Origin of the sequence: Chitinophaga flava, assembly GCF_003308995.1 — a bacterium.
Lineage (GTDB): Bacteria > Bacteroidota > Bacteroidia > Chitinophagales > Chitinophagaceae > Chitinophaga > Chitinophaga flava.
This window is the reverse complement of record NZ_QFFJ01000002.1, coordinates 1,555,542-1,572,859: the sequence shown is the minus strand read 5'-3', so window position 1 is coordinate 1,572,859 and position 17,318 is coordinate 1,555,542. Positions and strand designations below refer to the sequence as shown.

Genomic DNA, 17,318 nt, shown 5'->3' with positions numbered 1-17,318 from the left:
TCCACACTCGGGTCATGTGGACTATATTTTTTTTTGAAACTCCGCTTTTTTATTTGAATAATGTATTAACTTCATAAAAAGGAGCCTGTATGCTATAATCTTCTTTCGTATACAGGCTCATGGTTTTAGTTGCTAGACTTCTTCAGAATAGCTGTCACCAATAGTATGTTGCAACAACCTCAGATAACCAGCATGGCCCCATTTTTCACTTCAAAAAGATGTCATATCAGGCAGGTAAAATAATAGCTACCCCTGTTGAGCTGTATACTTGCTCCCTGGAAGTAAAGGATGTTACAGCTGACACCATCGCTGTCAAGTACAAAGGCTTACCTGGTAACCAGCCTAATTTATATGAGAACTATGTATCGCTGTGGCCCTCTGCAACGATACCCTGGAATATAACTCCAATAAAGCATGTACTTGTCCCGGGTGACAATGAACAAGGTGATTTTGTAATCCACGGTTTAACTATAAAGCCAACCAATTATACCCTGGGTTATGGTGTAGGCAACATGATATCGGATATCTGCACTTGTGCCCAGATCCTATCTGTAGACTATATGGAAATAGTCCCGTACACTGTTACTATTTCCATAAGCAGAGTGGACACCAATTCGATCACGTTGAACTACGTGACATTACCTGGTTATCTACCCGGGTTCTATCAGAACTGGGTAGGGCTATGGGAAGGATTTGCTTCTCCCTATTTCGCAGTACCGCCATTAGGGCAAACCGTGATCACAAGCAACGCCAGCCAGGGTTCTGCAGGAATCACCAATGTAACTATTGACCCGAACGCAGCTTATACACTTATCTATTTCATGGGGCCTTTAGGATCATCCAATTGGCCACAGTGTATTTGCAATGCCGCCGCCATGCTCTATTTCACAACATCGTAAACTGGTAACAAACAGGAATATTTTATTTCTCACAACTAAACTATCTTAATCATGGAACTAACACAGGAAACCCTGGAGCAGAAAAAGGCCCAGCTGGCCAAAGACTCTATTCGTGTTCAGGCCGTCTCTGGTAAAGGGATTACCCTGGGCATAGGTCAGGTGGGACAAAACTTTGTTTCCATTTACTTTGACACCCTCCCTGGCAACAAACCCTCCACTTACGGAAACACTGTCTCCATCTGGCAAAACGCGGATGAAACCATTCCCTGGGACAGTCCTGCCTATAAGACTAAAAAAATAGACAAAGACACCCCCAACGGTGATGCTATCTTTGAAGGCCTCAACCTCGACCTGTACAGCTATGTATTGGGTTATTCAGTAGGCCCGGAACTGGGTTCCGGTCAACAGAAATACGGTAACGTTTGTGCTACCGCATTTGTGCCTGCCATTGGCGGAGATCCAATAGCACCCTTCTCTTCTTCCGTGAAGGTGGGTTATATTGGCGGTAACTCTCTGACCGCTGATTTTATTCTGCCTCCGGGAGTATTTCCTAAAACAAATGGCGCCTGGATCGGCGTATGGGAATCATCACAAGCTTCCTACACCCGTCAGCCGGATTATAGTAACAACATTCAGGTAGACAAGGCCAGAGGCAGTGCCTATATCAATGGCATCACCATCGGCCGTGGAGCTACTTACACCATCGGTTTGTTTATGAGCGGATGGGCAGGAGGCGGCAGACCCAATACCCTCACCACTATGGCCTGCACCTTTACCTTTACAGCGCCCTCCTGAGCACGCTGAACATCCTCTCAGACAGGAAATTCCCCTGATGAAAACTAATCCGGGGCTGTACATACTATTGTACAGCCCCCTACATATCAATTTTTTATACTGATGGACTTCAGGAAAACGCTGACGGATAAACTGTTTGTTGCCATTGACGCAGCAAACGACAGGGGCTTCATGGCCTTTGTCACACCAGACACCCCACCAGATAAAGACGTGATCAGCCTCAGCGAGGCACTCACCAATAACAGCTGGGCCGGCTCCTTTGTAATAGGTGCCAAAGGACCTGATCTCAAAAACAAAGACGATGCTGACAAGTTCCTGGAGAAGATATTTAATATCGTAGGCACTACACGGCAGTTTCTCTGGGTACCGGATATGCAGCTGGTAGATGTGGTGTATAACGGCCGGTTTACGGCAAACGGCAACTCCGCAATCTTCGATACCTCCGTCAATCTCGTTCTTACGCCTTCCCTTAATTTTGTGATCAGCAGTGGTGTTAATATCAGGCCGGATGATGATGGCAACAATCTCCTATTGGATAACGGCCGGCTGGCCTTCGACGGCCCCAGCACCCCGCAGATGCAAAAAGTAGTGAATGCTGCCATACCCTGTATAGGAAGCTATCGTGGCTGTGTACAGTTTACTGGTTTTATTGAACGCACCTCCCTGCTCACTAACCTGCAATGGGGATTCCAGCTGCTGATACCATCAGACGGGGTCACCAAAACCCGCTCCGAATGGATGCCTTTTTCCAACCCCAATATAGGACCTACCGAATACATCGGGTTTAATATCACCCTGGACGCTACCGATACCTGGAATGAAGTATTTGATCCCTGCAATACTGAAGATTGCAGCATCGCTACAGCCTATCCCACACGAAGAACATTTTTTGACTTTACCGGTAAGAACTTCCTGGAGCAGGATGTTGCCTTAACCAGCTACTTTACCACCGTATTCGGGCAAATTCTGGTATTGATACCGGGTACGCCTGCCAATGCTGCGTACAATGCGAGATTGGTATTCAGTCTGAGTGACCGTAATGCTAATGCTTTCGATGAATTTCATCTCTGCCCGGAAGGAGACTTCATCATTACAATACCGGCCACGCAAACCGCTTCCAACCATTGTCTGCTTTGTGGTATGTCTGGCACAGAGTTTTTCAACTTTACACCACAAACAACCAGTCAAAAAGGAGATGTACTACGCTTCTTATCCCGCAAACCGGCTTATGCTCCTGTATTCCCGATCCCTTCTGCCTCTCCGGTAGCAGCTCCGACAGACTTCAACCAATCACCGCTAAATACACAATTCCGTACTTCCTGGGCCATGCTCGTCAACAACTCGGGCAACAAACTGATGTACGTTTCCCAACCCGATGGTGCTGCATTCTATGGAATGGATGCGCTGATAGAACCACAGTTCAACGACCTGCTGGGACACACAGCACCAGGATTTGATTTTATGTCGTGTGAGAAAGCGTTCTTCCCCATGTTTCCTTACGCTGGCATGATCCAGACCGGTAGTACCATGCCGGCAGCCACCGTCAACGATATTGAAAAAACAATCATAGCTCCGATGAGGAGAAAGATCATTGCCGGTTGTACCGCGCCCCCAGGTAACCCCGGCGAGGATAAGAAAAAAGATACCACTCCCGATGGAATAATTGTCGATATAACACCCATTCCAGGCCGCGGTACTCCCAAATGGAATGAGATCCTGCTGGGCTGGAACATCGACAACAATATCAAATACACACTCTCCTTCATAAAACCGGCAGATCAGCTGGTAACGGCCTTTCAGTCCAGCGAAGTGATGCTCGTTATTGCCAATAACAGTTATACCGGCAATTTCCAGAATGATATGAGCATCAACGACTGGGGCATGAAGATCAATACCGGCCTGAATCAGCGGTACAACGACTATCGTAACGTGATCATCATCAAAGGCCGTAAAGGTAAATTATATGATGCTAAAAAACCGGAGAACAGCCTGGTGGCTAATCCGCTGAAATGGACACAGGCCAGGGATTTCGCCATCCCCTCCACCATCTCCGGCAACGATGACGAAGCTGAGCTGACCATCCTTTCTCAATGGCTGCAAACTTATTTCGAAAAGGCTGCCGCTAATACCGGTAACCCTTATTTCAAACGGTTCAATGACATCGCACAATCTGATAGCTGGACAGGTGTGCTGTTTCTCCGTGTAGATGTAACCCATGTACCGGTCAACCTCAGCGGGATGCTGGCCGGGATTGTTTACCCTGCCGGTTTTAATGTACACCACCTGGGAATAGATATCAGCCCCGTCCGCAAAGGGACTGACGGCCCTGAAGTAGACAAACCATCTTCTATATTCGGCCTGATCTACTATGTAGATCCCGATTTCCGGGATGTACAACCGGTAAAAACCATTGCCCCTTCCAGCAATGAGGACTATAACTACCGGCTGTTATCATTAAAAGTGCTGTTTGAAAATACAACGGTAAAGAGCTTCGAAAGCAATGCCCAGCTGACTCTCAATAAAATTTTCGGTTCGCCCGTAAGCCGAATGCGCGACCCCGAAAACATATACAGGAATGTATTACTCACCGGCACCATGCAGATCACCAACGGGGTGCCGCTATATATCCTCAGCAGCCGCAGTGATGATGCATTCTATCTCGACAGTAATATCATCTCAAAAATAGAAGTCAACAACGTTACCATGTCTACCCGTTCCGGCAGGAACGATGCCATCACCACCTGCTGGTTTTCGATAGCTGGTTTCATTGATTATTATCCGCTCAAAGATCCGGACACGGGTGCTCCTTTTGACATTTTCTCCTTTGGAAATTTACCGGAACAGGACCTGTTGCGCAAAGGACTTAATTTCTCCAACCTTGGCCTGCTGATGACTTTTGCAGCTGCCAACCCTGCTATCAGCACGCTGGTGTTTAATGCTTCGGAAATAGCCTTCGATCTTTCTTTGAGTACAGCCAGAAGAAACAGTTTATACAACAATCTGTTGCTGGACCTGGATTCACTGGTAGCTGGCACAGATCAGGCCACACCCAAGGAAAGCGGTTATCTGGAAGTGCTGCCGGACCTGCGTATGAACGGCGTATCAGGTAAACCCTGGTGGGGGCTACGCATGAAACTGAACATGGGCAGTCCCGGTGAGCTGGCCGGTAAGATCAATCTCAACTCCTGGCTATTGGTAGCTTGGTCACCTGATAGTGTGATCAATACAGGATTCAACACGGCTATTGGTATTTCTTTGCCAGGTACTGAAAGCGGAGCCAGGATGATCAGTTTGCAGAATGTGATGAAACTGTCGATCGGGCAGATACGGTTGTTATATATCCTGGACAAAGAATCCTTCCTTTTATTGTTTACAGATATCGCCTTACGTTTCCTGGGATTATTAAAGATACCTCCCAACGGCAATACGCTGTTTTATCTTTTCGGCAACCCAGATGCCGGCGGAAAAGCCTCAGGATTGGGCTGGTACGCCATGTATGCCAAAGCATAATTTTAATACAGACATGATTAACACTATAAATCGTTAACTATGACTTCTGAAGAAATAGATAGCCTATCGGACGCATCAGAGGACTCCAACCAGGAGATATTTGATGGATTGCTGGATGATATTGAAGCATTTCTTGATCAACAACAGGAAATAAGAATACTCATTACAGGCAGCCGCAATTTCGGGCACCAGGCTACCTGTGTGAATATTGTAAAAAGACTGGTCAGCTATAGTGAAAACATACTATATAGTTTCTGTCTGTATTACCGTAGCGAAGAGGAAAGGCTAATACTGATTGATACATTGCAGTTGTTAATGCCGCAATTTGTGGCGCTGGACCAACCATTTAAATTACTGTCAGCTAACGACAGTAATAACATACAGGTCATTGATGTCATTACCAATATCCCGCAGGAAATCTTTTTTGGGCTGACAGGTGGTTTTGATGAAGACGAACGCCATGACCAGCTACCAGCCATACAAGCCTGCCGTGTGCAATACTTCATGCAGTTACAGCCATACCTTTGGTATTTGGGAGAGGAAGAGTTTATAAATGTAAATACACAAAAAGCCACCCGATTAAACGTGTACGGTCAGGAGCAAGGAGTATACCTACATCGGTCTTCCTACTTTTGCCCAACCCCTGTCACACTGTCGCCCTTTGATCTGCAGGTATTAAACAACTCTCCCTACCAGGTGAAACTGCAGATTGTGCAATACCTGGCTGGCAGGATCGATAACAATTTACTCAATCTTTGTTCGGTATACGGCATCGGCACCCTCGGTGAAAGTGCAGGACCACTATATAATCTCTGTGCATCCATTTCGTTTGCGCAGGATGCACAGGATCTGATGCCTTCCGTGCAGCTGCCTTGCGTATTACTGCTATTTCAGGAAGAATCACTGACACAATGGAACATCTGCCAAAATCTCGTTAATGATCAAAACTGGAATTTACTACAGGGAACAGACGCTCCCTCACAACCTTTCAAGGCCTTTCACGCACAATACCGTATCAGCCAACGGGTATTTTTTCTCGGAGGACCAGAAAATATTCCTGATCTTAATACGGTGCAGCAACGGGTGAACGCTTTGCAAAACGGTCAAACGCTGATAATATATTTTGGTAAAGTGCCACAGGTACTTTTCGATTACTGTTTTTTTAAGTCTACCTTTCCCCCCTTCTTGGAAGGGCAGGCTACTGCAGCCACTGTGTTTAATTTTGGCTGCCCGTTTTTTAAATATTCGAAAGGACAGGATGATATCAGGTTTGATTATCCTACCTTACCCCTCTCACGGGATGAGTCATCTGTAGGAGCTGGGAACCGGCGAGAATCCGCTGCAGCTATTTTCACCTGCCCCTCCCAATGGATAATGGATTCAGGTGATTTTTTCCCGGTGATACAGATCTTCGACATTATCGTGGCCGCCTTTGATGACGAACCAGATATCTATTTCCAGGCACTGAAAGAGTTCTTTAACAATGTAAAGAACGATAAACTCTTACTAGCGATGGACATGGTGCTGAAGCTGCTGGGCAGAAGAAAAAGTATACTTGCCACCGCGATGCAGCTCGCAGCAGATAATGCCAAACTGATTGAACTATATGGCAAACTGGAAGGACAAACCACTGTAAACCTTCCGGCAGCGCTGGGCCCCGGATTCCTCACCAACTGGTTACTCAAAGCCAGTAGTAAAAATGCGGTGATCGTTAACGAGGCCGTGTCTGCCATCAACGATACGCAAACAGAAGTAACCCTGAACGGCAAGACATCCTCTTTTACCATCCCCGGACTACAGGTTGATTTTGTTTTTACAGAAAACAACGATGAACTGGTCATGGTGCTTACCATGCATATGCCTGGTATCAGTTTCTCCGGTGCACAGTGGTTCCAGTTCCCCAACAACTCCACCGTCAAAATGACGCTGGACCCTACCTCTCTCCTGCCTGCACAGGGGAAATTAAGCACTACGTTGAAAGCCGGGATTACGATGACGATATCACTCGATATCCCGTCTCAAAAAGATGTCTGGACAATGCAGACCGTATTTGCGGATGATATGCCCGACCTCAATGATATCTTCCAGTTTGTTGGAGGTATCAACCTGCGTGCTTTATTACCCACCCAGCTGGCTGCCATTACAGCGATCAAACTGACCAACCTCGGTTTTCAATATAACTACAAAACCAATACCCTGGAAGATATTTCCATAGGGGCTTCCACTCCCGATACTGCTACCTGGAAACTGGTGCCTGGTGTGGAACTGCAGAAAATGTCGATGAACATAGGGATATCCAACCCGGGTAATCTAAAAACAAGAAAGACCCGTTACGGGCTTGGAGGCCAATTTGGCATTGGAGATGGAACCGTAACGGTAGATGCCAGATTCCCGCCCGTAAGGATTACCGGACAGATAGCCCCCGATAGTAAACCCATTGCCATTAAAACCATTATCGCCGAATACCTTGGAGAAGACTTTGCAACAGCATTACCGGCATCCATCAGAGATATCGCCATTATAGAATTATCATTCGGACTGGACCAGCCTGCAGGATCCTACAATTTTGCGATGGGCGTGGCTGCCAACTGGACTATCCCGGTGGCAGGTGTCGATATTTTCACCATCACACAACTGGCTTTTTCCATATCCGCCGTTTCCCAGCTGATAGACAACGACAGCGCTGCCTCCGCCATGGCCCTGGCTGTCAGCAATCAGAAAACCACCGATATCACCGGTAAGTTCGGCGGAGCTATCACAATACTTCCCGGCACCGCCAGCGAAACCGCGCTGACTGTTGCCGCCGCCTATCTGGGTACTGGTAAAGGCTGGACATTTACTGCTACACAAACGGCCGGACAAATCAGCCTGATAGAACTGTTTACCTTTTACCTGCCACCAGCCTGGAAGCCGGATACCAGCCAGTTTGATATCGCCATCAACGGACTGGGTATCACCATTGCCACCATCACCAATTCCTGGATGTTCACCGGGAAAACGGCCACGCCTATACGTATTCCCGGTCTCGATATAGACATCAACCTGATACTGACAGCTGGTTACAACGGGGGCCCAAAACCGGAAGACATCGGTTACTTCGGCGCCCTCAGCGCTGAAGTCAAATGGCAGAACATCGCTCTCACGGTATTCTATAATTTCAAACCCGGTTATACCTCCTATGGTATCCGCTGGGGCAGACTGGAAGGCAAGATCGAAGATAAGAACGGAAAACAGATAGCCACCCTTTCGTTTACAGAATCCACCTCCATCGGCAGTATCGTGGAACTGATGATAGGATGGGCTACCGGCTCTACCTTCAGCCTCAGCTCCCCCTGGAATATCCTCAATGCCATACCGCTCAACAACCTGTCGCTCGAATACAATTTCACGGACAAACAAGTCGGCATCAATGTAAACATTGGTCCTATTGAAATGGGCTTCGCCAGAATTGAAGCGATTAAGGTGACCTATAAATCCAATCAGCCCAAACCCGAAGATAATGGTGTGATTGTAGAGCTCACAGGCTCTTTCCGCTGGCAGGACGACCCCAAAAAACCACTCGGCTGGGATGCTGCCCGCCCGGAAACCACACCGGCGCCGCAAGGACAGGGCAACAAATACCTCGACCTGCGCCTCCTTGCCATGGGGCAACATGTTACACTTCCCTGTTTTGCTACAGCAGAGAATGTCCAGATGGCCATTGACTGCATGAAAAAACTGCCCACACCCGATAATAATAACATCACCATTCCGCCGGTAACCCTTGATGCCAATAGCTCCTGGATCACCGGTATGGACTTCGGCATTCTGCGTTTTGGCGATGACAAAAAAGATAACGGCGCCCCACCCGCCAAAACCGGTTATCTGCTCACCATGCAGATCATCTTCAATGATCCCAACCTGTACGCACTGAGGATCAAACTCGATGGTGAAGCCGCCAAAGTGTTCCAGGGTCTGGACTTCCAGATCATGTACAAAAAGGTGACGGATACCATCGGATTATACAAGGCCGAAATAGCCCTGCCGGATAAGATGCGTTTTATCCGCATGGGGCAGTTCAATATCACACTACCTATATTCGGCATAGAATATTATACCAATGGTGATTTTCAGGTAGATCTTGGTTTTCCGTGGAAAGCCGATTTCTCCCGTTCCTTTTCCTTCCAGGCGCTCATCTGGACGCCCATCGGTATACCCATTCCCGTGATGGGTTCTGTGGGTATCTATTTCGGGAAACTGTCCAGCGCCACTACCAACAGGGTACCCAAAACCGATGACGGTACCTTCAACCCTGTACTGGTATTTGGCTTCGGTATACAGTTCGGGCTGGGATATAGCTTTGATGCCGGTATCCTGAAAGCAGGATTTAGTCTCACACTCGTGGCTATCGTGGAAGGCCTGCTGGCCAAATTCAACCCATACAGCCTTACCGCAGGAGGTGGCACCACCGATCAGCTGGAAACCAGTTATTACTTTAAGGTAACCGGTACCGTAGGCATTATCGGTAAGTTGTTCGGTACCGTGGACTTTGCCATCATCAAAGCGGAAGTAAACGTAGACATCCGTATACTGGCATCTTTCACCTTTGCACCCTACGAAGATATTGTGCTGAATCTTTCAGCATCAGTGGAGATCTCGGTATCTATATCCATCAATCTTGGTCTCTTCAAAATCAAGATCAGCTTCAGCTTCTCCGCGAAAATATCTCAGACCGTTAAGGTTAAAGGTATTGGTGGCACTCCGCCATGGCGTATTGCAACCACCAATGGTGCTGTGTTGCTGGCCAACCGCCGTATCCGTGTACGTCAGGCCCGCATGTTGCAAAGTGTGGTTACCCTTAACTGGCGTAATCTCACAGCCGCCACTGTTCCTTATAAGCTGACTGCTTATCTGGGGCTGGGCCTTACTATGGCCGGTGATCAGGCGAGCCAGGTATCACAGCAACTGGCTTGTTACGTAGCCATGCTGTTTATCCAGTCAGTACCAGGACCTGAAAGAGAAACCAAGGTTGCCGCCGCTGCCGGAGACACTTCTTTTGAAACACTGGCAAAGATGGTCTTCCGCTGGGTAGTAGCAGCCATGCAGCCGACCCCTGTATCACCGGAACAAGTAGATGAGCTACTCATCCACACGACCGATCTGCAGCAGGTGCTGGCTATTCTGAATGATCCTGATACCACTGCCGCCTTCAGTAATGATGATATCAGTTATTTCCTGAAGAGCCGGTTCAACATGGAAATATCTCCTGCTACAGGCAACCAGGAAACAGATGCGACCTACTTCCCGCTGGCGCCTGACATGAAACTTTCCCTGCCCGCTTATGGCAGCAGCTATCCGGAATTAAGCTATACGTTTGAAGAATACAACAAAACATCTTCCGACTACCGTAAATTCCTGCGCAACTACTTCGACCAGCTGGCAGTAAACGCCAGGAAGGAAAGCGACCGGACAGCCTTGCTGGCGCTGAATGACGCCAACAGTCCATCTATGGGCAGCTTCGTATTTAATGATTATTTCCTGATGATCTCCAGACAGATCATTCAGACAGCCATTGATTCACTACAGGAATTCAAATATTTACTGAAGGATACCCAATCGGTACAGGATATTATCAATACGATCAACAGAGGTGCCGGTCTTTCCGGTAGCGAGTCTTTCACCGTAGAAGAACTGTTTGCAGACAACAACACCGTAGTGCTGAATGCAAACAAAAAAATCGTCATCAGCGGAGCCACTTATCTGGTGCAGGCGAAAGATACATTCAACAGTATTGCCGGCAACAGTAACTTCGCCGCTTCCTTCACCGGTACCGCGCTGGCCACACTTAATCAGGCTATCGACAATACTTTAAATCCCGGTGTAGTGATCAGCTATCCCGGTAAAGATCCTTATGTAGTATTGCCCAGCCAGTCGCTCAACACGGTTGCGGCCTCGATGAAGGTTTCTACTTCAGATCTTATCAGCAAAGGCGGTGTCCCTGGTCTGGCTGATCTGCCTTTACCAGTGGCCACGCTGCTTCTGCCGGACTTTACCTATAATACCCAGGCCGGCGATACACTGCAAAGCATTGCCGCTAAGTTCCACCTGGACCCTGCTCTGCTGGCCGCTCCGGCAGCCAACAGCCAGATAGTGGCCCTGTTCGACAGCAGCACAACACCTACTCTCGACATCGCCAATCTCACACGCTATAAGGTGGGTGATCTGCTGCAGGAAATACAGGATACCCGCGGTTTACAGCAGTTGTCCGGTATGACATCGAGGTATTATATGGCCGGTTTACGTCTGCCCACCAGTGGTATCACGCCGGAGAAAAAAGGTATGTGGGTTAGCGGAAACCAGGGCAGTTACCAACTGCCGGACTTTGCAGGCCTTTATGCATTGACAGGCCAGCAATTCCCTATCCCTGGCCTCAACAGCACCGATGCATTTGATATCAGCATGCTGAAGAATGGTGTTGACTGGGTCAGCTTCACCGGAACAGATCCGCAAAAACTGACCATCTCCATCAAACCTAACAGCGATGAAGCCAAGCAGATAACGCTGGTTAAAAATTATGCTGTTGCCAATAAACTGCAGACAGGCATGGTGTTTAACGGCACGGAAGGCATGTTCAACACGAAAAAAGCCACCTGGTCGTTTACCACCGAAATTGTATGGAGTGCCGCCTCTCTTTTCAGCATGCCTTATAGCATACAGCCTCCGGGCACACCAGGTATGCAGTTATGGATGATGCCCGACCCACTGATGGAACTACCGGACCCGGATACACGAAAAATAAATCCCCGGATAACCATGAAGGTTGGCGAATATAATGATGCGCTGAGAGGCATGGTAGACACACCACTGACAGCATATGGATATGCATCTGTAGTAGCCTTTACTGTGAAACAGGTACCAGTCAACATAGCAGCCCCTGCTACCCAGACTACCTATGAGGTAATGGGTGCCGATGGCAGCAGCGCCAATATACTCGAGCGTATCGTAAGTGGTATCGGTAACAACAATCAAAAGATCCATTCTCTGATACTCGCCTATAATGCAGACCCCAATAGCACTACGGCCAACGGTATACAAACAGACAATGCCGGCGCCATCACCATGGGGCTGGCACAGGTAAACCTGTCTACTGATACCCGGCCGGATACAACACTGCTCACCCGCAAACTGAGTCTGGCCCCCGGCGACAACATGACGTTGCTGAATGATAAAACAGGCTTTATCCGGTTGTTATGGGAAGCTTCCATTACCAGGGCCGGCGGGTTCTATCTGTATTACTATAACAGCGATAATAACAGCGGCCTGCCGGACAGGATCTTCAATGACAAGGGAGAAGCCTCATTATCACTGATAGTACTATACGAAAAAGAAGCGGATACCAACACACAGAATACGGTCACCAATTATATGAATGCCGTGGTGACCACACAAAGCATCGATCCCAACAGGGCTGTATTGTACGCAGAAGCAAACCCGGTAGCCAATCTCAGCATCGCTGCAGACAACGTACAGACGCTGGCACTGCTGTCTCAGGCCTATTACGCCAATGCAGCAACATTAGCGAAAGACAATGACCGGCTGTTATTAAGACAGCGCATCCAGATCCAGGTAACAGCAGGCACCTATGAAGTAGGGCCTGATGCACCCGGCGGCAGCCTGAGCTCTATTGCCGCTTTCTTCGGTACTACGGTGGATGCTATCAAGGCAGCCAACCCAGCCCAGCAAAACTGGCCGGACCCGCTGCCCATGTATACGGCCATTTATCTGCCCGCCATCACTGTTTCAGTCAATATCAATATGACCCTGGCTGATATCGTTCACAAGTATGGCGTAAACCTTACTTCCCTGGCTAACAGCAACAGTGATGTAGCAGGTCTGTTTGCAGACAACCAGCAGGTAAAAATCAACAGTGGTCCATTCATCACCTCCTCCACAGTACCACAGGGCGTGATCAGCTGGCAGGCTGTAAGGCCCAAACCAGCGGATATTCCGGACAATCTTAATGCACCGGACTACGGCAAGACCTTCCTGCTGAATATGTTCAGCCTGTTGTCTTACCAGGTATACGACAACGTATATTTTGGGGAGAGCAAGCTGGGCTTACCTGCCAATCCGGCTACGCCACAGGATGAACAGCAAACACTCTCTAAGGTAAGAACACCCAGACTGCTGGCTGAAGGAGAGGACTGGTTGTTTAATGTACAGGTACCTTACAGTCAGTTCACCAAAAAGGCGATGGCCAACCGGGCTGCAGACCTCCCGGATGCCAGCCAGAGCCCCTATAAAGGTTTGGGCTATCTGCTTCAGATAGATTTTGCATGGCAGGACCTGTATGGTAACCGGCTCATCACCGAACTTTCCAATCCTGCTGCCGGCGCCGCCACACCATTAAACCGGCCACCGGTGATCACAGGCTACAATGATGCCCTGCTGGCATTAACCCAATGGCCGTCTGTATCATCAGTATACAATGTGCAGAAGGTCCCCAACACCTCACAGCCTGCAATCCTGTTGGCGCTGACATTCGATGCCACTGTATACCAGGGCATGATCAGCGCATCAGCCACCAGCAGCACCATTATCAAAGCGGTGTTTACACAACCGCTGAATAAAGTATCTGCCGAAACAAAAGATAACTACCAGCTGGATCATGGCATTACAGTCGTGAGTGCCGTACTGGACACAGACCTAGTGACTGTTACTCTCACCGTGAGCAACATCCCTGAAAAAACACCGATCCAGCTCAGCATCAACAATATCACCGACCAAAGCAGTCAGCTTACTTTCCAGGGTACAGCCACTTTCTTCCATCCTTCCGATGCAGGCGCTTCCACGTCTTCCATCCGTGACAAGGCAGCGGGAGATCTGCAAACCTACACCCAGCTGTGGTATCAGCTCACCGACCCTGCGGGTATCCGTTACCGTGTGATCACCAGCATGACGGAAGAAGTGTTTGACCTAGGTACCGGCGACGTCACATCACTGGTAGATGGATGGCTTGCAGACATCTGGAAGTTTGTCAATGACCGCGCACAGGCACAGACGAATGTAGCTCCTCCTTCCGCTACACACAACATCCTGTTGCCGATGAACACCAGTAAGCTGAACAAAGCAGAAACCTATCCTTTGCAGCTCAGCTTTACTATTGAACGCACCGGCGGCGTAGTAATGGGCGATCTCTCTACTACCGGTAATATCCGGCTGGTGAGCAGTGTGCTGTCACCGTTTGCAGGTAAAGCCGGCGACATGGCTGCAGGCCTCGCTGAATTTGCAGCGAGCTTCGAAGCCACCATGCAGCAGACAGGTGTATATCAACTCAAAGTGGCCGCAGGTACTGACCGGGAAGCCAGTCTCACCAACGCTGCCGGCAACCAGTTGTGGGTAGTAAGACTTGGCCTGAACAAGGATACCAGCATCTCCTACTCCATCAATCAAAAAACGCCACCGCTGCTCTTCGCACCTAAACCGGTGTCTACACAACTCCAGACCAGAAAGGCGGTACCCATATGGGACTTCAACCCCGACAAGGGAATCGACTTCAATGCCCCGCCAGACAGAACGCTGGACTTTGCCGGCATTGATATGGATGTATGGACCCAGAGCGTTTTCGGAGATATAGATAATCTGCTGACATCAGAATATGTGGCAGCGATACAGCTGGTAGACAATCAGCAGCAGGCGACCTTCCTGCAGACCATGCTGGACAACAAATCAGCCCTGGCAAACCTGGTAAAATCATGGATGACCTTTGTCTTTGATGGAGAATCCGGTAGCCAGCTGGAGATACAGGAAGCATTCCGGCAGCAGCTGCTGGTAAGGTTAAGTAATGCGTATACCGTGAAAGCCGGTGTTCAATATGCTGCGACAGTAGTAGCCGGTGACTTCCGCCTCTTCTTCGTAAACATCGATCCGAAAACAACCAATACCATCCTTGTACAATTTACAAGCGACATCGGTAAAACGGTAGCAGAAGATATATCCAACTATCAACTGACGGGCGGCATCAAGGTAGTAACAGCAACAGCAGATACGCAGAACGCACAGTTTGTAGCGCTGCAGTTAAGCGCGCAGCCTGTGGCTGGCAATACACAGTTATCTGTAAAATCCACCTACACCAGTGCAGGAGGAGCTGTCATCACCGGTCCGCTTACTATGCCTGTAAGTGCCGGCGCCGCAGCCACACCATCACTGATGGGTAATGTGATACAGGTATTCCGTTTGCTCGGTGCCGTTAAAAGTGCGGAAGATCCGAAGAAGCTGCTGTTGTTCTTCTCTGAAGTTCCTGATCCATCCTACGCCACCAACCCTGCTAAATATGTGGTAAGCGGAATAACCGTTAATTCCGCCATGGTAGATCCAGGCAACGCACAGGTAGTAGTATTGGTGTTAGCTGCAGAGCCAATCGTTGGTGAAACGATGGTCAATGTACTGCCGCCTTACCTCGATACCAACGGCGATGATTTAATGCCCCGGAAAGATACAGTGGTAACCAATGAGATTGATGTGAGCCATCGTACCGAAGGTATTAATATCACCTCCGCAAGGTTGAACCTCAAAAACAGTAATGCCGTTCCATTACCATTCCTGGTTACAGCGCCACAGCTCATCCGGAATGATGCAGGAGCCGTAATATCCTACATCGATCTGGATACGGTATTCTCCGGTAGTTCCATAGAGCATCAGATTGCTTATCTGCCGAACATTGCAGACTATCGCGCATCCAGCTGGCTCAACTTCATGAATACTCCGGCCAGCCTACAGGCCGACCTGGGCACCGCAAGGGTACCCATGATATTACGAGCCTTCCCTGTAGCGCCGGCGATGACCGACCAAACGGGAGACTATCTGGTGAAAAATAATACAGACCTGAGTGATATTCTCTTCTGGAGTTATAATATTCACTATTCCCGGAACTTCCACTACCCTCAGGATGAAATATTCTTCACCATTAGTTTTAATGTCATAGAAGATAATCAGAGCCGGCTCGCTGCCATGCTGGATGCCTTTGCTGAACTGGCGGAATTTATTACCGTTTACCCACAGATAGCGGTTGTATTTTCTGATGTGCTGATGAAGATAGATGCCGCCACCACGGATGTTACTGCCTTCCAGCGTTCTGCTGTTGCGCTGAAATCCTTTAATACGATGACCGGCCGGATCATACAGGCAGCTTCTGACAATGGCCTGTCGATCTTTAATGCACAAGGTGTGCTGTATAGTGCCACCGAAGTATACCAGTTCCGGTTGCAGGAGGGTACCGGTACAGTTGACACCTATACGGATATACTGGTGGTCACCATCACCGGCCTGCCGGCTTCTGGTATGGATAACCCCAAAGTGATGATACCAGGCTTTACAACCCGGATATACACCGGTGATTCATCACCGGATAGCATCAGCTATTATTTTGAAGCCAATGGAAAACCGCTGGATGCTGCCACTGGTCAAACGATCAGCGCCCGTATTGTACAGCTGCCGTTACTGAATCTGTTTGCCAAACAGAATATTCGTACAGTCGCTGAAATGAAACGTAATAACGAGCTGGTGCCAGGCCGTCCTACAGCTCCCGATTTCATTTACACCACCGGTGAAGTAGGCTTTACCGATATCTTTAATCCATTATTGGAATACAATCTTGCAGTAGACATTGCCACCGCTACCGGCAGCAAACAAAAGACTACGCTTAAAGGCCAGCTGAAGTCCTTGTTTGACGTACTCCTGAAAAACAACAAACAGGACCTGCTCAGTTTCCTGATGAGCTGCAGCTACGCATATCAGCTGAACAACGATATCAACGAACTGTCGGGCGTGCAGCTGCCCGTAGTGATGCAGCCCTTGCAAACCATCCGCGTAATACCGCAGGCCGGCAATGATACGTTTAAATCGCTCGACGTGATGATCGATAACTGGACCAATAGTATCAAACTATGGGCACAGACACATCAGCCCGATATCATCAACGGTGTATTGTTCTTTAAACTGTCTGTCTTCTCTAATCTGAATGAAGATGTTGCAACAGTGCGGACATTGCCGTTGCTAAGAATGGGTGGGTTGTTTTTATCGCTGAATGATGTCACTGACTGGCCCTCCTGAGTTGGTAACGGACCTTCCTTCATC

4 protein-coding genes are annotated in these 17,318 nt (G+C 48.6%); all 4 read left to right on the top strand.

The window, feature by feature from the left end; genetic code table 11:
* The first annotated feature begins 218 nt into the window (after positions 1-218).
* Positions 219-899 (top strand): hypothetical protein, encoded by a 681-nt coding sequence (locus DF182_RS22605; RefSeq protein WP_113618059.1) that lies wholly within the window; start codon positions 219-221, stop codon positions 897-899.
* A 51-nt stretch (positions 900-950) separates the two neighbouring features.
* Positions 951-1,694, top strand: a complete 744-nt coding sequence (locus tag DF182_RS22600) for a hypothetical protein (protein ID WP_113618058.1) — start codon at positions 951-953, stop codon at positions 1,692-1,694.
* A gap of 102 nt (positions 1,695-1,796) precedes the next feature.
* Complete coding sequence (locus DF182_RS22595; protein WP_113618057.1) at positions 1,797-5,204, top strand: hypothetical protein; 3,408 nt, start codon at positions 1,797-1,799, stop codon at positions 5,202-5,204.
* A gap of 39 nt (positions 5,205-5,243) precedes the next feature.
* Positions 5,244-17,294 carry a LysM peptidoglycan-binding domain-containing protein gene (locus tag DF182_RS22590; protein ID WP_113618056.1) on the top strand — a complete coding sequence of 4,017 codons (12,051 nt, stop codon included), beginning with the start codon at positions 5,244-5,246 and terminating at the stop codon, positions 17,292-17,294.
* The last annotated feature ends 24 nt before the right edge of the window (positions 17,295-17,318 follow it).